Annotated in this window: 19 protein-coding genes; 17 read left to right on the forward strand and 2 right to left on the reverse strand. The window is 65.1% G+C overall.

Translation table 11 applies throughout. The annotated features are described in order from the left end of the window. Positions 1-132: 132 nt before the first annotated feature. Entirely contained in the window at positions 133-1,755 is a 1,623-nt protein-coding gene (locus tag AC0L3A_RS30160; protein WP_473255719.1) for a helicase HerA-like domain-containing protein, read from the reverse strand. A gap of 346 nt (positions 1,756-2,101) precedes the next feature. On the opposite strand from AC0L3A_RS30160, the gene AC0L3A_RS30165 reads away from it, so the two are divergent. From AC0L3A_RS30165 to AC0L3A_RS30245, 17 genes are all read left to right on the forward strand, one after another. Next, positions 2,102-2,467, forward strand: coding sequence for a hypothetical protein (locus tag AC0L3A_RS30165; RefSeq protein ID WP_007593542.1), 366 nt, complete (start codon positions 2,102-2,104; stop codon positions 2,465-2,467). A 26-nt stretch (positions 2,468-2,493) separates the two neighbouring features. After that, the gene (locus AC0L3A_RS30170) at positions 2,494-2,901 is read left to right on the forward strand and encodes a DUF4332 domain-containing protein (RefSeq protein ID WP_007593543.1); all 408 of its coding nucleotides are present in this window, start codon (positions 2,494-2,496) and stop codon (positions 2,899-2,901) included. Between the two features lie 273 nt (positions 2,902-3,174). Continuing rightward, positions 3,175-4,035, forward strand: coding sequence for a dihydropteroate synthase (folP, locus tag AC0L3A_RS30175; RefSeq protein WP_473255720.1), 861 nt, complete (start codon positions 3,175-3,177; stop codon positions 4,033-4,035). Beyond that, positions 4,032-4,400, forward strand: coding sequence for a dihydroneopterin aldolase (gene folB / locus AC0L3A_RS30180; protein WP_007593547.1), 369 nt, complete (start codon positions 4,032-4,034; stop codon positions 4,398-4,400). The genes folP and folB overlap by 4 nt, the downstream gene beginning before the upstream one ends. A 1-nt stretch (position 4,401) precedes the next feature. Continuing rightward, on the forward strand, positions 4,402-4,893 hold the full coding sequence (folK, locus tag AC0L3A_RS30185) for a 2-amino-4-hydroxy-6-hydroxymethyldihydropteridine diphosphokinase (RefSeq protein ID WP_007593548.1): 492 nt from the start codon (positions 4,402-4,404) through the stop codon (positions 4,891-4,893). Between the two features lie 81 nt (positions 4,894-4,974). After that, on the forward strand, positions 4,975-6,846 hold the full coding sequence (locus tag AC0L3A_RS30190; RefSeq protein WP_473255722.1) for a methylmalonyl-CoA mutase family protein: 1,872 nt from the start codon (positions 4,975-4,977) through the stop codon (positions 6,844-6,846). Further along, complete coding sequence (locus AC0L3A_RS30195) at positions 6,843-7,307, forward strand: GFA family protein (RefSeq protein WP_007593552.1); 465 nt, start codon at positions 6,843-6,845, stop codon at positions 7,305-7,307. Before AC0L3A_RS30190 ends, AC0L3A_RS30195 begins: the two co-directional genes overlap by 4 nt. A 23-nt stretch (positions 7,308-7,330) precedes the next feature. Continuing rightward, entirely contained in the window at positions 7,331-9,487 is a 2,157-nt protein-coding gene (gene scpA, locus AC0L3A_RS30200) for a methylmalonyl-CoA mutase (protein ID WP_035995058.1), read from the forward strand. 53 nt (positions 9,488-9,540) lie between these two features. Further along, a complete protein-coding gene (locus AC0L3A_RS30205) occupies positions 9,541-10,311 on the forward strand; it encodes an RsiV family protein (protein ID WP_473255736.1) in 771 nt (256 codons plus the stop codon). A 131-nt stretch (positions 10,312-10,442) separates the two neighbouring features. After that, complete coding sequence (locus AC0L3A_RS30210) at positions 10,443-11,435, forward strand: tripartite tricarboxylate transporter substrate binding protein (protein ID WP_007593564.1); 993 nt, start codon at positions 10,443-10,445, stop codon at positions 11,433-11,435. Between the two features lie 174 nt (positions 11,436-11,609). Further along, positions 11,610-12,104, forward strand: coding sequence for a tripartite tricarboxylate transporter TctB family protein (locus AC0L3A_RS30215; RefSeq protein ID WP_007593565.1), 495 nt, complete (start codon positions 11,610-11,612; stop codon positions 12,102-12,104). A 4-nt stretch (positions 12,105-12,108) separates the two neighbouring features. Continuing rightward, positions 12,109-13,623: a tripartite tricarboxylate transporter permease gene (locus AC0L3A_RS30220; protein WP_473255724.1), complete on the forward strand. Its 1,515-nt coding sequence runs from the start codon at positions 12,109-12,111 to the stop codon at positions 13,621-13,623. A 93-nt stretch (positions 13,624-13,716) separates the two neighbouring features. Next, positions 13,717-14,031: a nucleotidyltransferase family protein gene (locus AC0L3A_RS30225; RefSeq protein WP_219684879.1), complete on the forward strand. Its 315-nt coding sequence runs from the start codon at positions 13,717-13,719 to the stop codon at positions 14,029-14,031. Then, positions 14,032-14,376, forward strand: coding sequence for a HepT-like ribonuclease domain-containing protein (locus tag AC0L3A_RS30230; RefSeq protein ID WP_007593569.1), 345 nt, complete (start codon positions 14,032-14,034; stop codon positions 14,374-14,376). A gap of 21 nt (positions 14,377-14,397) precedes the next feature. Then, positions 14,398-15,384, forward strand: a complete 987-nt coding sequence (gene meaB, locus AC0L3A_RS30235) for a methylmalonyl Co-A mutase-associated GTPase MeaB (protein ID WP_007593571.1) — start codon at positions 14,398-14,400, stop codon at positions 15,382-15,384. Continuing rightward, positions 15,381-16,037 (forward strand): pyroglutamyl-peptidase I, encoded by a 657-nt coding sequence (locus tag AC0L3A_RS30240; protein WP_007593573.1) that lies wholly within the window; start codon positions 15,381-15,383, stop codon positions 16,035-16,037. The genes meaB and AC0L3A_RS30240 overlap by 4 nt, the downstream gene beginning before the upstream one ends. Before the next feature lie 200 nt (positions 16,038-16,237). Then, positions 16,238-17,608: a TIGR03808 family TAT-translocated repetitive protein gene (locus AC0L3A_RS30245; RefSeq protein WP_007593574.1), complete on the forward strand. Its 1,371-nt coding sequence runs from the start codon at positions 16,238-16,240 to the stop codon at positions 17,606-17,608. Positions 17,609-17,638: 30 nt separating this feature from the next. Here the strand turns inward: AC0L3A_RS30245 and AC0L3A_RS30250 are convergent, their stop codons facing one another. Next, entirely contained in the window at positions 17,639-18,274 is a 636-nt protein-coding gene (locus AC0L3A_RS30250; RefSeq protein WP_007593576.1) for a TIGR03809 family protein, read from the reverse strand. Positions 18,275-18,629: the final 355 nt, after the last annotated feature.

Genomic DNA, 18,629 nt, shown 5'->3' on the forward strand with positions numbered 1-18,629 from the left:
GTGTGGTCCAGTCAGGGGCCATAGCACCTAGCAGACCGACGGACGCTTGGAGAGTCCTGATCACCCGAATTTGTACCCACCGCGCACAAGCGGCGGGTTTGCGGAGGAATTGCCTCAAACGAGGCTTTCTGCCTACCTGCGCAGCAAGCCGCCGAGCGCGCCGCGGACCAGCGTGCGGCCGATCGAGCCACCAAGCTGGCCGGCGACCGACTTGCCGATATTGGCGGCCATCCCCCCGATCACCTGATTGGTGACCGATCGGGTCATGTCGCGCGCGATGACCTGACCCGTCGAGAGGCGGCCGCGCTTGACGTTGGTGCCAAAGATGGTGCCGACGATCGAGCCGATCTGGCCGAGGATGCCGCCGCCTCCGCCGCCCGCCGAAGCATCCGCAGTCGCAGCCGTGCCGGCAATGCGCTTCTGGATCATCTCGTAGGCGGACTCTGCATCGACGGCGGTGTCGTATTTGCCCTTCACCGGGCTTGCATCCATGATCGCCTTGCGCTCTTCGGACGTGATCGGTCCGATCCGGGCCGATGGCGGCCGGATCATCACCCGCTCGACCATCGCCGGCGTGCCGTTGCCTTCGAGAAAGGACACCAGCGCCTCGCCCTTGCCGAGCTCCATGATCACCTGGGCGGTGTCGAGCTTCGGGTTGGGACGGAAGGTCTGGGCCGCGGCGGCGACCGCCTTCTGGTCGCGCGGAGTGAAGGCGCGGAGCGCGTGCTGCACCCGGTTGCCCAATTGTCCGAGCACGCGGTCGGGTACGTCGACCGGGTTTTGCGTCACGAAATAGACGCCGACGCCTTTGGAGCGGATCAGGCGCACCACCTGCTCGATCTTGTCCATCAGCGCCTTAGGCGCGTCGTTGAACAACAGATGCGCCTCGTCAAAGAAGAAGACCAGCTTCGGCTTGGGCAGGTCACCGGCCTCGGGCAGCTCCTCGAACAATTCCGACAGCATCCACAGCAGGAATGTCGCGTAAAGCCGTGGGCTCTGCAGCAGCTTGTCGGCGACGAGGATGTTGACCATGCCGCGGCCGTCGCGGTCGGTCTTCATGAAATCTTTCAGCGTCAGCGCCGGTTCGCCGAAGAATTTGGTGGCGCCCTGGTTCTCCAGCACCAGAAGCTGGCGCTGGATGGTGCCGACCGTGGCCTTGGTGACGTTGCCAAAACCCTGCGCCGCCTTCTTGATCTCGGCAAGCGGACGCTCCTCGGCATCCGCCCCCTTCTTGCCGGCATCGGGCACGATGGCATCGAGCAGCGCGCGCAGATCCTTCATGTCGATCAGCGTCAGCCCGTTGTCGTCGGCGACGCGGAAGGCGACGTTGAGCACGCCTTCCTGCACGTCGTTCAGGTCGAGCATACGTGCGAGCAGCAGCGGGCCCATTTCAGTGACGGTCGCCCGCACCGGGTGGCCCTGCTCGCCGAACACGTCCCAGAACACCGTCGAGAACTGGTCGGGCTCGAACGTCAGTCCCATCTCGGTGGCGCGCTTGACGATGAAATCTTTGGCTTCGCCGACCTCCGAGATGCCCGAGAGGTCGCCCTTGATATCGGCCGCGAAGACCGGAACACCGGCGCGCGCAAATCCTTCCGCCATCACTTGCAGCGAGACCGTCTTGCCGGTTCCGGTTGCACCCGTGACGAGGCCATGGCGATTGGCGAATGCCAACGTCAGCCATGCCTGCTCGTTTCCTTTACCGACGAAGATCTTGTCGTCGGTATCACCGAGCTTGCTGTCCTGTGCGGTCATTATTCCCTGATCTCTCTGCCCTGTTTCGCATATCGAAACTCGAATGCACCAGTTTCCGTAGTTTAACGCATATCGCGCGCTGATTGAAACCATTCAACGCGCTCGGGCATGCGACATCGTCGGAAACATGCGGGTGACATCCGCCGAAAGTAGGAACGACGCATTCGCACCGCGGCATTTTTTTGCCGATTTCATCTCCGCTCTTGCATCGCTGCAACACTTCTCGCGCGTTCGAGACTGAATCGGAACGTTGGTGGCGTTCATCGCTTGTATTTCACATCACACCGGCTCAAGATCATTTTCGAAAGCAATACTCCGGCATGTGAACCGGCTGAGGGGCGGCCATATGGACGAGCTAATCGGGCGGCTGGCGACAAACGCCAGCATAGATAGTGCTGTCGCTGAAAAGACCGTCGGCATTATTCTGGGCTTCCTCCGCAACGAGGGTCCTTCCGACAGCGTCCAGGTACTCATCGACCAGATTCCAGGTGCAGAAGCGGCAATCGAGGCATCCCGCAGCGGCGGAGGACTGTCGCGGCTGATGGGCGGCGGCCTGATGGCGGTCGGCACGCGCCTGATGGGCATGGGACTCGGCATGTCCGAGATTCAGAACGTCGCCCGTGAACTTTTTCGCTTCGGCCGAGACAAAATCGGAGCGGATCAGATGGGCAAGATCATCGCGGGGACCCCGGGCCTCAGCCAGTTCGCCTGACGCCTGCGCATTTCACATCGAGTATCATGACATATCCGATCTCCGAGATTGAGGGCCTGTCGGCCTTTGCCGCCAACAAGTTGAAGGCGCACGGTATCCGCACCACCGATGCGCTGCTCGAGGCGGCCTCGACCGTAAAGGGCCGCAAGGCGCTCTCCGCCAAGACCGGCATCAGCGAGCAGTTGCTGCTGGAATGGGCCAACGTCTCCGACTACATGCGCATTCCCGGCATGGGCAGGGCCAAGGTCGGCCTGGTCCGCGCCGCCGGCGTCACCACCGTGCGCGAGCTCGCCTACCGAAATCCGGCAAGGCTCGCCCAGAGCATGCGGGACGCCAACGAGAAGAAAAAGCTGCTCCGCATCCTGCCCTCGGAGAAGTCGGTCGGCGACATCATCGCCAAAGCGAAGAAGCTGCCGCCTAAGATTTCGTATTAGGGTTGCCCCTCTCCGCATACGGAGTGGGCGCTACTCTCTCGGCATCGTTTTGCCCGATGGGCAACAATGCATCCCCCAACTCCGCCGTCATACCCCGCAAAAGCGGGGTATCCAGTACGCCGCGGCTCCTCCGTATCGCGGTGCTGTCGCTGGAATACTGGATTGCCCGCCTTCGCGGGCAATGACAGCGAGGGTGTGCGACGCCCTGCCCAACGCTGGCAACCCACGCCTTCCCGTCTTGACTCCCCCTCCCCGACCGCTAAAGCGGGCCGCATGAATGCCTCGCCCTCCCCATCCGTCCCGGCGGCCGGTTCAGTCGGGCCTGACGTGCTGCGGACGCTGCTGGAGCGGCCGATCCCGGCGGTGATGGGCGTGCTCAACGTCACCCCGGATTCATTCTCCGACGGCGGCGAATTCATCGCGCCCGAGCAGGCGCTCGCGCGGGCACGGGCGATGATCGAGGCCGGGGTCGACATCATCGATATCGGTGCCGAGTCCACCCGGCCCTACAAGGGCGCGCGGCCGGTCACGGCGGAAGACGAACTGGCGCGGCTGAGGCCGGTGCTATCGGACATCGTGGCGCTCGGCGTGCCGGTCTCGATCGACAGCATGAAGGCGGAGGTGGTGGCCTTCGCGCTCGCCCAGGGTGCGGCGATCGCCAACGACGTCTGGGGCCTGCAGCGCGATGCCGGCATGGCGCCGACGGTGGCCGCGAAGGGCGTCCCCGTCATCGTCATGCACAACCGCGACAGCGTCGATCCCGCCATCGACATCATTGCGGACATGAAGGCGTTCTTTCAGCGTTCGCTGGATATCGCGGCACAAGCCGGCATCGCCCGCGACAAGATCGTGCTCGATCCCGGCATCGGCTTCGGCAAGACGGCCGAACAGAGCATGACCGCGCTAGCGCGGCTGCGTGAATTCGACATGTTCGGCCTGCCGATCCTCGTTGGTGCCTCGCGAAAACGCTTCATCGCCTCGGTGTCGCCGTCGGAGCCGACAGAGCGGCTCGCCGGCTCGATCGCCGCGCATCTGATCGCCGCGCAGCGCGGCGCGAAAATCATCCGCACCCACGACGTCGCCGAGACCTTGCAGGCCCTGCGAGTGGCGCACGCAATCGAGAGCAAGCCATGACCGATACGATCTTCGTGAGCGGCCTGTCGATCCATGCCCGCCACGGCGTGATGGAGCACGAAACGGAAGTCGGCCAGCGCTTCGTCATCGACCTCGAGCTCTATACCGACCTGTCGGAGCCTTCCCGCAGCGACCGGCTCGCCGACACCGTGTCCTACGCCGACGTCGTGGCGACCACCACCGCGGCCTTCAAGAACACCAACTACAAGCTGCTGGAGCGCGCGGCCGGCGCGGTCGCCGACGCCATCCTGTCGCACTTTCCGCGCATCCGTGCGGTCAAGATCACCGTGCACAAGCCGCATGCGCCGATCGCCGCGATCTTCGACGACGTCGGCGTCATGCTGACGCGCTCGCGGCACCCCTGACATGGCAAGCGTCCTGATCGCGCTCGGCGGCAATGTCGGCGATGTCCGCGCGACCTTCCAGAAGGCGATCGCCCATATCTGCGGCATGGCGCAGGCGGCGTTGATCGCGCGCTCGTCGGACTATGCGACGCCGCCCTGGGGCGACGAGGACCAGGCTCCCTTCATCAACGCCTGCGTCGAGATCGAGACCGATCTCGATCCGCATGCGCTGCTGTTCGTGATGCAGAAGGTCGAGCAGAAATTCGGCCGCATGCGCGATAAGGAGCGGCGCTGGGGCCCGCGCACGCTCGATCTCGACATGATCGCGTATGACGACGTCTCGATGCAGAAACCCGATCTGACCCTGCCGCATCCGCGCCTGTTCGAGCGCGCCTTTGTGCTGGTGCCGCTGGCCGAGATCGCGCCCGACCGCGTGATCGCAGGCATTCGTGTCCATGACGGTCTCGCCAGCGTCTCGACACAAGGCATTGAGCGGCTTCCGGATACCGGTTAACCAAAAACAACCGTTTGCAGGGACGGCCGGCCGTGGCAATTTCGCCTGCGAACAACAAGATTTTCGGGAGCCCCTCGCCGCATGACCTCCGCGACTGACGACCTGCCGCTGGCGGCGGATTTTCCCAAGGCGACCGTCGAAGACTGGCGCAAGCTGGTCGATGGCGTGCTGAAGGGCGCGCCGTTCGAGAAGCTGGTCGGCAAGACCTATGACGGACTCAAGATCGAGCCGCTCTATCCGCGCGCCAAAGGTGTTGCGCCCGTCGTGGGGCGGCCGGCGGCGGCGCCCTGGCAGATCATGCAGCGGATCGACCATCCCGATGCAAGTGCGGCGAATGAGCAGGCACTGACCGATCTCGAAAATGGCGCGACAGGGCTTGCGCTGGTGTTCGCCGGCGGCAATGCCGCTCACGGTTTCGGGCTGGAACCGACCGCGGACGCAGTCGCAAAGATCTTGAAGGACATCCATCTCGATGCCGGCATCGGGCTGGAGCTCGAGATCGGTCCGCAATCGCGGATGGCGGCGATCCACGTCGCGGAATATGTGAAGAGCAATGGCATCGATCCCGCCGCCTGCGACATCCGCTTCGGCCTCGACCCGCTCGCGGCCGCCGCGGTGTGGGGCCACAGCCCCTATACCTGGGATGAGATCGTTCCGGCCGTCACCGGCGGCATCAAGGGCCTGGCCGCGCTCGGCTTCAAGGGTCCGTTCGCTTCGGCCGACGGACGCGTGATCCACGATGCCGGCGGCTCGGAGGCGCAGGAGCTCGCCTTCGTGCTCGCCTGCGGCATCGCCTATTTGCGCGCGATCGAAGGCGCCGGCGTTCCGCTGGAGCAGGCGCAGGGCATGGTCTATGCGCGGCTTGCCGCGGATGCAGATCAGTTCCTCACCATGGCAAAATTCCGCGCCTTGCGACTGCTGTGGGCGCGTATCGAGACGGCGTGCGGGCTCGCGCCAAAACCGCTGTTCATCGTCGCCGATACCGCTTGGCGCATGCTGACGCAGCGCGATCCCTATGTGAACATGCTGCGCGCGACCATGGCGACGTTTGCGGCCGGACTCGCCGGCGCCAACGCGATCACCGTGCTGCCACATACGCTGGCGCTCGGCCTGCCCGATCCGTTCGCGCGGCGCGTGGCGCGCAATACGCAAGCCGTGCTGCTGGAAGAGAGCAATCTCGCCAAGGTCAGCGATCCCGCGGCAGGCGCAGGCGGCATCGAGACGCTGACGGGCCAGCTCTGCGAGGCGGCCTGGGCGCTATTCCAGGAGAGCGAGAAAGCCGGCGGCGCCTTCGCTGCGCTTCAGCAGGGCCTGTTCCAGAGCAAGGTCGCGGCCGCGCGAAAAGCCCGCGACGCCAACATCGCAAAACGCCGCGACGTGCTGACCGGCGCCAGCGAGTTTCCGAACCTGCACGAGAACGAGACGACGGTGCTGCAGGCGACCCCGATCGCGCTGGCGCCTTATGGCGAGCAAAAATACAAGTTCGACGCGCTGCCGCCGATCCGGCTAGCGGAACCGTTCGAGGCGCTGCGGGACAAATCCGATGCGGCCTTGAAGGCGCGCGGCGCGCGGCCGAAAGTGTTCTTGGCCAATCTCGGCACGCCCGCCGATTTCACGGCTCGCGCGACCTTTGCCAAGAGCTTGTTCGAGACCGGCGGCATCCAGGCCGTCGACAGCGAGGGCTTCGCCGATCCGGCCCAGTTAGCTGCAGCCTTTAAAGCCTCCGGTGCCGGGCTCGCCTGTCTTTGTTCCAGCGACAAGGTGTATGCGGAACACGCCGAAGCCGCGGCGAAGGCCCTGCAAACCGCCGGGGCCCGACTTATCTATCTGGCAGGCCGCCCGACTGATGCCGAGGCGGCGCTGCGTGCAGCCGGCGTCACCGGCTTCGTCTTTGCCGGTGGCGATGCGCTTGCGACGCTGCAAGACACGTATCGACGGATGGAGCAGCCATGACGGAAGCAGGCAAACCCGTTCTCACCGGCGGCTGCCAATGCGGGGCAGTGCGCTTCGGAGTCATGACGGCGCCGAACAGGGTTTCGATCTGCCACTGCCGGATGTGCCAGAAGGCCAGCGGCGCGCCGTTCGCCTCTTTTGCCGACGTCAACAAGACGGACTTTGCCTGGACCAAGGGGCAGCCCTCGTTCTTCCGCTCCTCCTCGATCGCCGAGCGGGGCTTTTGCGCCGCCTGCGGCACGCCGCTGAGCTTTGGCCGCATCGACGGCGACCGCATCGAGATCATGACCGGCGCGTTCGACCGCCCCGACCACGTGGTGCCGACGCGGCAGTTCGGCACCGAGTCCCGTCTCGGCTGGGTGGTCGGGATCGCCAATCTACCAAGCCAGACCACGCAGCAGAATTACGGACCGGAGAAGATGGCGACCATCGTCAGCCATCAGCATCCGGATCATGATTAAGCGCCTATGATATGGTTGAAAGCATGAGCCGCATCCCCAATTTCGCCGACGTCGCCTTCGAGCGCGCCGCCACCGCTGCGCCATCAGGCAGCGCCGAGCCGTGGCTGACGCCCGAGGGCATTCTGGTGAAGCCCGCTTATAGCGAGGCCGATCTGGCCGGACTCGATTTCCTCGAGACCTACCCAGGCATCGCGCCTTATCTGCGCGGCCCCTACCCCACCATGTATGTCAACCAGCCCTGGACTGTGCGGCAATATGCCGGCTTCTCCACGGCGGAGGATTCCAACGCGTTCTACCGCCGCAATCTCGCTGCCGGACAGAAGGGCCTCTCGGTCGCGTTCGATCTCGCCACCCATCGCGGCTATGACAGCGACCATCCGCGTGTCGGCGGCGACGTCGGCATGGCCGGCGTTGCCATCGATTCCATCTACGACATGCGCACGCTGTTTGCGGGCATTCCGCTCGACCAGATGAGCGTGTCCATGACCATGAACGGCGCGGTGCTGCCGATCCTCGCGCTCTACGTTGCGGCCGCCGAGGAACAGGGCGTCCCGCCCGAGAAGCTTTCAGGGACCATTCAGAACGACATTCTGAAAGAGTTCATGGTGCGCAATACCTACATCTATCCGCCCGCGCCTTCGATGCGGATCATCTCGGACATCTTCGCCTACACCTCGCAGAAGATGCCGAAATACAATTCGATCTCGATCTCCGGCTATCACATGCAGGAGGCCGGGGCGACGCAGGACCTCGAGCTCGCCTATACGCTGGCCGACGGCGTCGAATATCTTCGTGCCGGCCTTGCGGCGGGCCTCGACGTCGACCGCTTCGCGCCGCGCCTGTCGTTCTTCTGGGCGATCGGGATGAACTTCTTCATGGAAGTCGCCAAGATGCGCGCCGCGCGACTGCTCTGGGCGAAGCTCTTGAGGCCCTTCAACCCGAAGGACCCGCGCTCGCTGTCACTGCGCACGCATTGCCAGACCTCCGGCTGGTCGCTGACCGCGCAGGACGTCTTCAACAACGTGATGCGCACGACGGTGGAAGCGATGGCGGCGACGCAGGGCCACACCCAGTCGCTGCACACCAACGCGCTCGACGAAGCGCTGGCGCTGCCGACCGATTTCTCCGCGCGTATTGCCCGCAATACCCAGCTCTTCCTGCAGCAGGAGAGCGGCACCACCCGCATCATCGACCCCTGGGGCGGTTCGTATTATGTCGAGCGTCTCACGCGCGACCTCGCCGCCAAGGCCTGGGGCCACATCCAGGAGGTCGAGGAGCTCGGCGGCATGGCCAAGGCGATCGAGGCCGGCGTACCGAAGCTGCGCATCGAGGAAGCCTCGGCCAAGACCCAGGCCCGCATCGATGCCGGCAAGCAGGCGGTGATCGGGGTCAACAAATACAAGCCGACCGACGAAGCTCCGATCGATATTCTCAAGGTCGACAATACCAATGTCCGCCGGCTCCAGATCGACAAGCTGACGCGGCTGAAATCCGAACGCAACCAGAAGGACGTCGAGGCCGCGCTCGCCGCGCTGACGCGCTCGGCCGGCGAAGGCAACGGCAATCTGTTGGCGCTCGCCATCGACGCTGCGCGCGCGAAGGCAACCGTCGGCGAGATTTCCGACGCGATGGAGAAGGTGTTCGGCCGGCACCGCGCCGAAATCAAATCCATCACCGGCGTCTACAAGCGGGAGGCGTCCAGCATGGGTAACCGGGTCGAGAAGGTTCAGGCGCTGATCGACGCCTTCGAGGAGGCGGAAGGCCGCCGCCCGCGCATCCTGGTCGCAAAAATAGGCCAGGACGGCCACGACCGCGGCCAGAAGGTGATCGCGTCGGCATTCGCCGATATCGGCTTCGACGTCGACATCGGGCCGCTGTTCGCGACTGCCGACGAAGCCGCGCGGCAAGCTGTCGAGAACGACGTCCACATCCTCGGCGTCTCCTCGCTTGCCGCCGCCCACCTCACCGCGGTGCCGGAATTGAAGGCCGCGCTGAAGAAGCAGGGCCGCGACGACATCATGATCATTGTCGGCGGCGTAGTGCCGCCACAGGATTACGATGCACTCTACGCGGCCGGCGCGGAAGCCATCTTCCCGCCGGGCACCGTGATCGCGGACGCGGCCGAGGAGCTGATCCGCAAGCTGAACGCCCGGCTCGGGCATAGCGAGGCGGCGGAGTAGGTCGCTATCGACCTTCGAAAGGACAGTGCGTGATATTTTCCGCGCCAGCGTTGATGCGCGCGCTAACTTTGGTCGCAGCCTGCAGCGCGTTGTTGGCTACTGCCCATGCTGCCGACCCCAAGCCCGACGCGGTCATCAATACCAAGAGCATCGAAGCCCGCGTCTTCCTCGACGACAAGGTCAAGGTCGATGCGGCGCTGGCGGCCGACTGCCTGATTGAAGGCAAGAAGTGGATCGACAAGAACGCGGCAGAAGCCGCCGCCTCGCGCAAAGAGGATCCGCAATTCTTCAGGGATGGCGGCTGGGACTTCGAGCGCAAATATGCGGTCCGCTCCGTCGTTGCCGACCGCTATGTCAGCATCCTGCGCAACGACTATATGGACACCCACGGTGCCCATCCCAATTCCGATGTGAACACGGTCCTGTGGGACAAGGCGGAGAACAAGCGCATCTCCATCCGCTCGTTCTTCGCCGAGACCGCCGACAACGGCGCGGCCATGAAGGCAATGGTGAAGGCGGTGATCGCATCGTTGAAGATCGAGAAGAAGAAGCGTGATACCAGCGAGACCGCGACCGACGAATGGTTCAAGAGCGTGGAGCCGAGCCTGCTCAAGATCGGCGCGGTGACGCTCGCGCCTTCAACCGACGCGGGCAAGAGTTCCGGCCTCACTTTCCACTACCCGCCCTACGCAGTCGGCCCTTACGCCGAGGGCGAATATGTCGCATTCGTGCCGTGGGAAACGCTGAAGCCCTATCTCAGCGCGGAAGGCACCCGCATCTTCGGTGGCGCACGGCCAAAGGGCGACGCGGACGAGCCGCAGTGATCCCGTCGTGAGCAACGCCGCGTAGCTCTCTAAGCGCTGGTCGCGTTGCCTTGCAGCCGCGCTGCAAAGCCGACTAGAATGTCGCCATTGACAAGAGCGCCTGACGTCATGGGCGCCGCTGGGAGGCATTGATGTCCAAGATTACGCGCCGCACCTTTGCGGCCTCTTCCGCTGCGGTTGCGGCATCCGCCGCATTCGGCCTCACACCCGCACTTGCACAAGCCTATCCGGCGCGGCCCGTCACCGTGATCGTGCCCTGGGGCGCGGGCGGCGGCACCGACGCGACTGCGCGCATTGTCGCAGCGCTGCTGGAGAAGGATCTCGGCCAGCCCTTCAACGTGGTCAATCGCACCGGCGGCTCCGGCGTCGTCGGCCATACCGCGATCGCGACCGCGCAGCCCGACGGCTACACCATCGGCATGCTCACGGTCGAAATCTCGATGATGCACTGGCAAGGGCTGACCGAGCTGGCGCCGAAGAGCTACACCCCGCTCGCGCTGATGAACGAAGATCCCCCGGGCATCCAGGTCTCCTCCTCCTCGCCTTACAAGACGGTGAAGGAACTCGCGGAAGCCATCAAGGCGGCCCCTCCCGGCAAGTTCAAGGCCTCCGGCACCGGCCAGGGCGGCATCTGGCATCTCGCGCTGGTCGGCTGGATGCAGGCGATGGGCCTGCCCGCCAACCAGGTCGCCTGGGTGCCGTCGAACGGCGCCGCACCCGCGATGCAGGACCTCGCCGCCGGCGGCCTCGACCTCACCACCTGCTCGGTGCCGGAAGCCCGCGCCATCATCGAGGCCGGCAAGGCCAGGAGCCTTGCCATCATGGCGCCGGCGCGCAATCCAATCTTCAAGGACGTGCCGACGCTGAAGGAGGCGATGGGCATCGACTACGCGACCGGCGCCTGGCGCGGCATCGGCGCGCCGAAGAGCCTGCCGCCGGAGATCGCAACGAAGCTCACCGCGGCGCTGCAGAAGGTTTATGACTCCGCCGAGTTCAAGGACTTCATGGGCAATCGGGGCTTCGGCACCGTGTGGGGCGATGCCGGCCAGTTCGCAAGCTTCATGGACAAGGGCGACGCCCAGATGGGCGAAGCGATGAAGGCGGCGGGTCTGAGCAAGGCGTGATTTGTCACCTCTCCCCGCTTGCGGGGGAGAGGTCGATTTGAGCGCAGCGCAAATTCGGGTGAGGACGCGGCTCCGCGAGTCCGGCTTTCACCTCCATCGTGGACGCAGCCCCTCACCCCACCCCTCTCCCCGTAAGAACGGGGCGAGGGAGAAGAAATCTCATAGGATTCTCCCATGCGCCTTCCCGACTCCGTCACGGGATCGTTTCTCGTCGTGCTCGGCACAGCAGCCGCCTATGGCGGCTGGCTGCTGCCGCCGGTGCCCGGGCAGCCGGTCGGCCCCAACGTATTTCCGCTCGTGATCGGCATTGGGCTGGCGCTGTGCGGGCTCGCGATCGTGTTCGGGATCGGCCACACCTTCGAGGACGCGGAAGAGCTGATCCCGCTCGAGGATGGCCAGCTAGCGGCTGCCCCGCCGCCGCAGGGAAAGTTGTACGGCCTGCGCGCGCTGCTGCCGCCGGCGCTGCTGCTGTTCTACGTGGTGGCGGCCGACCGGCTCGGCTTCATCATAACCGCGGCGATCATGGTCTACGTCACCTCGACCGCGTTGGGGGCGAAGTGGAAGCTGGCGCTGCCGCTCGCAGCGCTGTCGCCGTTCGCTATCCACCTGATCTTCGGCAAGCTGCTGCGCGTGCCGCTTCCCGCCGGCCTGTTGCCGACGCCTTGGTGATCCCATGCTGAAAACCCTGATTGAAGCGTTCGCACTGATCTCCACCTGGGAGGTCATCATCGCGATGTTCGCAGCCTCGGTGTACGGGCTCGTGATCGGCTCGCTGCCGGGCTTGTCGGCGACGATGGCAACCGCCTTGCTCGTCCCCGTCACCTTCTATCTCTCGCCGATCGCGGCGATCGCGACCATCGTCGCCGCGTCCTCGATGGCGATCTTCTCCGGCGACATCCCCGGGGCGCTGCTGCGCATCCCCGGCACGCCAGCGTCCGCCGCCTATGCCGACGAGGCTTACGCCATGACCCGCAAGGGACAGGCCGAGCTGGCGCTCGGGGCCGGCGTGTGGTTCTCGGCCGTCGGCGGCATCGCCGGCGTGCTGTCGCTGATGATCCTGGCGCCGCCGCTGGCCGAGATCGCGCTGTCGTTCTCGACCTTCGAGTATTTCTGGCTGGCGCTGCTCGGCCTGATGTGCGCGACGCTGGTGGCGCGCTCCTCGCCGGTGAAGGCGATCGCCGGCATGTTCCTCGGCCTGCTGGTCTCCTGCGTCGGCATCGAGAATCCCGGCGGCGTGCCGCGCTTCACCTTCGGCCTCACCGATCTGTTCGGCGGCATCGAGCCGATCCCCGCGCTGGTCGGCGTATTCGCAGTGGCCCAGGTCATGCGCGCGATGCTGACTCCCGAGCCGCCGCCACTGCCGCGGCGCAAATTCGGGAGCATCATGGCCGGCCAGTGGAAGCTGACCAAGAAATACCATTGGCAGATGACGCGCGGAAACATCGTCGGGATCATCATCGGCGTGCTGCCCGGGGCCGGCGCCGACATGGCCGCCTGGGTTTCCTATGCAATGTCGAAGCGCTTCTCCAAGGAACCGGAGAAATTCGGCACCGGCCATGTCGAAGGCCTGGTCGAGGCCGGCGCCAGCAACAATGCCAGCATCGCCTCGGGCTGGGTGCCGTCGCTGCTGTTCGGCATCCCCGGCGACACCATCGCCGCGATCGCGATCGGCGTGCTCTACATGAAGGGGCTGAACCCCGGGCCGACGCTGTTCACCGAGAAAGCGTCGAGCATGTACGCGATCTATCTGATGTTCATCATCGCGAACATCCTGATGATCCCGCTCGGCATCGCCATGATCCGGGTTGCCGCCTACATCCTGCTGGCACCGCGCTCCGCCATCATGCCGATCATCATGCTGTGCTGCGCGGTCGGCTCGTTCGCGATCGGCAACAACATGTTCGGCATCGTCACCGTCGCCGCCTTCGGCGTGATCGGCTATGTCATGGAAGCCAACGGCTATCCCGTCGCCGCGATGGTGCTCGGCATCGTCATGGGCACCATGGTCGAGCAGGCTTTTGTGACCTCGTTGATCAAGTCGGACGGCAGCATCCTGCCGTTTTTCGAGCGCCCCGTGGCCGCGATCCTCGCCGCCATGGCGATCGGGGCGCTGCTGTGGCCGGTGCTGGTCTGGGCGTGGCGCAAGGTGAAATCGGTGCGGACCGGGGTGGCGGCGACATCCCGGTGATATCGGGCGGGCGGGCCCTCGCCTGCCCCACCGAGGGCTGAGCCGACCCGCCCGATACTGGGACGGGCGGCTGCTCTGTGCTAACATCTGGTCATGACCGAGGTCGCAGATATTCCAGTCCAGACACTCATAGGGAAGCTCAGGGAGCTCGCTCCCGATCTGAGAGCTGCCGGAATCACGCACCTTTACTTGTTTGGATCGCGCGCGCGAGGCGACGCCCGCCCCGACAGCGATCTCGACGTCCTGGTCGAGACGACCTCGCGTGAGGAAGCGCCACGGTTCGATTACTTTAAGGTCCTGCACTTGATCGAAGACCATCTTGGCCTTCAGGCCCAGATATCGATGCGGGACCTGCTGAAGCCGCGCATCGCCGAACGCATCGCAGATGATCTGATCGAGGTCTTCTGAATGCCGCCGACCGTGGAAGACCGACTGCGAGATATCCTGGAAGCCATCACCGACATCGAAAGTGTCGTGAAGGGCTCCACATTTGAGCAATTCGTCTCTGAAAAAACCGCTCGCCTGGCAATCGAACGTCTTCTCGAGATCGTATGTGAGGCTTCGAGATCCATTCCAGATGACGTAAAGCGAGCCGAGCCAGGGATCGACTGGCGCAAAATGATCGATTTCGGAAATCTGCTGCGCCACGCCTACCATATGACGAAAGCCGAGATCGTTTGGGACATTATCCAAATCCATCTTCCACCGCTAAAATCCTGTGCTGAGCGACACATTCGCGGGTCGGGTCGGTAGCGGCCGGACGCGAAGACAATCATGACCAGTAGCAAATCCATCGACATCAAATCCCTCGCCCATGACCTCCGCGCCGGCAGCCGCGCGGCGCTGGCGCGGGCCATCACGCTGGTCGAGAGCCGGCGCAGCGACCATCAGGCGCTGGCGCGCGAGCTGGTGCAGATGCTCTTGCCCGATACCGGCAGGGCAGTGCGCGTCGGTATCACCGGCTCGCCCGGCGTCGGCAAATCCACCACCATCGACGCGCTCGGAACGCATCTCATCGAGCAAGGCCACAAGGTCGCGGTGCTCGCGGTCGATCCGTCCTCGGCGCGTAGCGGCGGCTCGATCCTCGGCGACAAGACGCGGATGGCCCGGCTCGCGGCCTCTGACGACGCCTTCATCCGCCCCTCGCCGTCCTCCGGCACGCTCGGCGGCGTCGCGGCCAAGACACGCGAGGCGATGCTGCTGTGCGAGGCGGCCGGCTTCGACGTCGTGCTGGTCGAGACCGTCGGCATCGGCCAGTCCGAAACCGCGGTCTGCGACATGACCGATTTCTTCCTGGCCCTGATGCTGCCGGGCGGCGGCGACGAATTGCAGGGCATCAAGAAGGGCCTGGTCGAGCTCGCCGACATGATCGCGATCAACAAGGCCGACGGCGACAATCTCAAGCGCGCCAACATCACTGCCGCCGATTATCGCGGCGCGCTGCATATCCTGACGCCGCGCTCCGAGCACTGGCATCCGCCGGTCGAGACCTATTCGGCGCTGACTGGTGACGGTATCGCGAAGATCTGGCAGAAAGTCCTCGATCACCGCAAGGCGATGATTGCATCCGGCGACTTCGCCGCACGGCGGCGCGAGCAGCAGGTGAAATGGATGTGGTCGATGCTGGAGCAGCGCATGCTGGCGCGGTTGCGCAGCGAGGCGTCGGTGCGGACCAAGGTCCGGAAGATCGAGACTGAGGTCGCCGACGGCCATCTCACGCCGGCGCTCGCCGCCGAAAAGATCCTGGAGTTGCTGCAATGAGCGACAAGCTCCGCATTCTCCTCACCGGCTTCGGCCCGTTTCCCGGCGCGCCCTACAATCCGACCCAGCCGCTGGTCGCCCGGCTGGCGCAATTGCGCCGTCCCGCACTCGACGATGCCGCGATCTCCAGCCACATCTTCCCGGTCACCTATGCCGCGGTGGACCGGCAATTGCCGGAGGTGCTTGCGAAAGAGAAGCCCGATGCGCTGCTGATGTTCGGCCTCGCCGCACGCACGCCCTATCTGCGCATCGAGAGCCGCGCGCGCAACGCCGTCACCATGCTCTGGCCCGATGCCGCCAAGACCCGCTCGAGCAAGCGCGGCATCGCCGGCAATGCGGACGCGATGATTTTCGGCCCGCACACCGCAAGGCTGCTGCGCGCCGCCCGCCTCACCGGCATCGACGCGCGCCCCTCGCGCGACGCCGGCGCCTATCTCTGCAATTACCTGAGCTGGCGCGCGATCGAAAACGTCAGGGCCGGCGGGCCAAAGCTCGCCGCGTTCATCCATATTCCCCTGCTCGCGCGCAGTGGCGCCGTGCGCCGCAAGGGCGCGCCGCGGATCACGCTCGAGGAATTGGTGGACGCCGGGGAAGCGATGCTGATGGAGATGGTGCAGTTGGCACGGAAGGGGCGCAACACACCGACTTCGTAGGGTGGGCAAAGGCGCGCTTGCGCCGTGCCCACCAACTTGTTCCGATCTGCCGCTGAATGGTGGGCACGCTTCCGCTTTGCCCACCCTACGGACCGTCTCTCCGGTAAACATTTAACCCTACCGCGAACAATCCTCACGCAACCAGCGGCCCTGCGCTACCTAACCGCTGCGGACCCCCGCGTCCGCCGGAGGACGCATCCATGGACCTCAATCGCCGCAATCTCATCGGAGCTTCGACCGCAGGCATCGCCGGCGCGCTCGCGATACCGGCCGACGCCGCGCGTGCGGCGCCGCTGACGTCGCTGCTCGGCCGCGACGCCACGCAATATGGCGTGCGACCCGGTAGCAGCGAGGATCAGACCCGCGCGCTCCAGCGTGCGATCGACGAGGCCGCGCGCGCGCAGATGCCGCTGGCGCTGCCACCCGGCATCTATCGCAGCGGACTGTTGCGGTTGCCAAATGGCGCGCAACTGATCGGCGTGCGCGGCGCGACAAAATTCGTCTTCACCGGCGGGGCATCGGCGATCCAGAGCGACGGCTCCGATGCAATCGGCCTTTCCGGCATCACCTTTGATGGCGGCGGCATTCCGCTGCCGACGCGGCGCGGGCTGATCCACGTACTCGGCGGGCGCGACGTCCGCATCACCGGTTGCGAAATCACGGGCTCCGGCGGCAGCGGCATCTGGCTCGAGCAGGTCTCCGGCGACATCTCGGGCAACATCTTTACCAACATCGCGGTGACGGCGGTGGTGTCGTTCGACGCCAGGGGACTCAGCGTCTCCCACAACACCATCACCGGCACCAACGACAACGGCATCGAGATCCTGCGCACGGCTATCGGCGATGACGGCACGCTGGTCACTGATAACCGCATCGAGGACATCAAGGCCGGCCCCGGCGGCTCCGGCCAGTACGGCAACGCCATCAACGCGTTCCGCGCCGGCAACGTCATCGTGCGCGGCAATCGCATCAAGAACTGCGATTACTCCGCCGTGCGCGGCAACTCGGCCTCGAACATCCACATCACCGGCAACAGCGTCAGCGACGTGCGCGAGGTCGCGCTGTATTCGGAGTTCGCGTTCGAGGCCGCGGTGATCGCCAATAATATTGTGGACGGCGCCGCCGTCGGCGTCTCCGTCTGCAATTTCAACGAAGGCGGCCGCATCGCCGTGGTCCAGGGCAACATCATCCGCAATCTGATCCCGAAGCGGCCGATCGGCACCGCACCGGATGACGATGCCGGCATCGGCATCTACATCGAGGCGGATTCATCGGTCATCGGCAACGTCATCGAGAATGCGCCGTCCTACGGCATCGTCGCCGGCTGGGGCAAATATCTCCGCGACGTCGCGATCACGGGCAACGTGATCCGCAAGGCGCTGGCCGGCGTCGGGGTGTCCGTCGTGCCCGGCGCAGGCACCGCGCTCGTCAACAACAACATGATCTCGGAAACCCCGCGTGGCGCCGTGGTCGGGCTCGATCACGCGCGCGCCGTGACGTCCGATCTGTCGGTGGACGGCGCCCAGCGCTTTGCGCAATTGATGGTCGGCGGGAATGCGGTGCGGCGGTAGCTGCCGTTCCTCGCCTCTGGCTTCCGAAAGCTAGAACGCGTTCCGCAGCAGCGGGTACTTGGCTTCGAGGCCGTCGAGGTTAAAGGTGAACTCAACCAAGCGCTCGGGGGCTGCGACAATTTCGGCTGCCGGCGGAGAGAACTGCGGCAGAAGCGCTGCCATCGCCGCCAGCGCCTTGGGCGCTGCGGTCGCGGCCGGCACCTTGGGTCCTGTCATTGCGACGGGCGCGGTGGGTGGCGCCATGGCAGCCGGCACCTTGAGCGGTGCCATCGGGGCAGGCGCGGCGACCAGCGCGGTCGGGGCTTCGGAGATTTCGGCGAGAACGCCCGGCTTCGGATCGAGCCTGACCGGCACGGCGGTCTCCGGGACGATGTGCACGGCCTTCGGTTGCACGGTCTGCGCCTCGCGCGGAAACATGCGGGGCATTGTCGCCGGCGACCAGCCGAATGCGGGCGACACGCTCGCGGCCGCCGTGGCGACGTCGGCGCCGGTGGCAAGCGCGCGCCAGGTCTGGACGGCGAGCTTGGCTTCCTGGATGTTTTCGAGAAATGCGATCTCGGAGTGATAGCGGCGCCAGCGTCCGGTCTCGAACATCTCGGAGAGATGCACCAGCCGCTGCTCGGCGAGAGCGCACCAGCGTGCCGCAACGTCGCGGCCAATAGCCACGTCGCGAATAGCCTCTTGGCGATGTGTCATAAATCAGCCCGTCAGGAGAAAATACGGACGCGACGCAACGCACACGAATCAATTTAGACGCGACGTGAATATTTTGTGGAAAAGTTTTGACTTGTCCAGCAACGACGATGTTTTCGTCGCGAAACTCCGTAGTCGTGCGGAGATTCAAGGCGTTTTGGAGTCAAGCTTCGCACAAGCATAGCGCGCTTGCGGCGTGCCGGCGGAGCGGTGGCGATGGGTGAACCACGATCTCCAACCGGAAGCTGATCTCGCGCAGGGCTTCGAGGAATGGGACGTCCAAAAAGAAAAGACCCGTCCGGGGGGACAACCGGACGGGTCGAGCCAT

It is taken from the genome of Bradyrhizobium sp. MI1.3 (assembly GCF_055811695.1).

Excerpts from the sequence above, each read along its gene's own strand:
- folP (WP_473255720.1), top strand. The coding sequence starts at position 3,175 with ATGAATGCCTCGCCCTCCCCATCCGTCCCGGCGGCCGGTTCAGTCGGG.
- AC0L3A_RS30195 (WP_007593552.1), top strand. The coding sequence starts at position 6,843 with ATGACGGAAGCAGGCAAACCCGTTCTCACCGGCGGCTGCCAATGCGGG.
- AC0L3A_RS30210 (WP_007593564.1), top strand. The coding sequence starts at position 10,443 with ATGTCCAAGATTACGCGCCGCACCTTTGCGGCCTCTTCCGCTGCGGTT.
- AC0L3A_RS30205 (WP_473255736.1), top strand. The coding sequence starts at position 9,541 with ATGCGCGCGCTAACTTTGGTCGCAGCCTGCAGCGCGTTGTTGGCTACT.
- folK (WP_007593548.1), top strand. The coding sequence starts at position 4,402 with ATGGCAAGCGTCCTGATCGCGCTCGGCGGCAATGTCGGCGATGTCCGC.
- scpA (WP_035995058.1), top strand. The coding sequence starts at position 7,331 with ATGAGCCGCATCCCCAATTTCGCCGACGTCGCCTTCGAGCGCGCCGCC.
- AC0L3A_RS30230 (WP_007593569.1), top strand. The coding sequence starts at position 14,032 with ATGCCGCCGACCGTGGAAGACCGACTGCGAGATATCCTGGAAGCCATC.
- AC0L3A_RS30215 (WP_007593565.1), top strand. The coding sequence starts at position 11,610 with ATGCGCCTTCCCGACTCCGTCACGGGATCGTTTCTCGTCGTGCTCGGC.
- folB (WP_007593547.1), top strand. The coding sequence starts at position 4,032 with ATGACCGATACGATCTTCGTGAGCGGCCTGTCGATCCATGCCCGCCAC.
- AC0L3A_RS30225 (WP_219684879.1), top strand. The coding sequence starts at position 13,717 with ATGACCGAGGTCGCAGATATTCCAGTCCAGACACTCATAGGGAAGCTC.
- AC0L3A_RS30160 (WP_473255719.1), bottom strand. The coding sequence starts at position 1,755 with ATGACCGCACAGGACAGCAAGCTCGGTGATACCGACGACAAGATCTTC.
- AC0L3A_RS30245 (WP_007593574.1), top strand. The coding sequence starts at position 16,238 with ATGGACCTCAATCGCCGCAATCTCATCGGAGCTTCGACCGCAGGCATC.
- meaB (WP_007593571.1), top strand. The coding sequence starts at position 14,398 with ATGACCAGTAGCAAATCCATCGACATCAAATCCCTCGCCCATGACCTC.
- AC0L3A_RS30165 (WP_007593542.1), top strand. The coding sequence starts at position 2,102 with ATGGACGAGCTAATCGGGCGGCTGGCGACAAACGCCAGCATAGATAGT.
- AC0L3A_RS30170 (WP_007593543.1), top strand. The coding sequence starts at position 2,494 with ATGACATATCCGATCTCCGAGATTGAGGGCCTGTCGGCCTTTGCCGCC.
- AC0L3A_RS30220 (WP_473255724.1), top strand. The coding sequence starts at position 12,109 with ATGCTGAAAACCCTGATTGAAGCGTTCGCACTGATCTCCACCTGGGAG.
- AC0L3A_RS30190 (WP_473255722.1), top strand. The coding sequence starts at position 4,975 with ATGACCTCCGCGACTGACGACCTGCCGCTGGCGGCGGATTTTCCCAAG.
- AC0L3A_RS30240 (WP_007593573.1), top strand. The coding sequence starts at position 15,381 with ATGAGCGACAAGCTCCGCATTCTCCTCACCGGCTTCGGCCCGTTTCCC.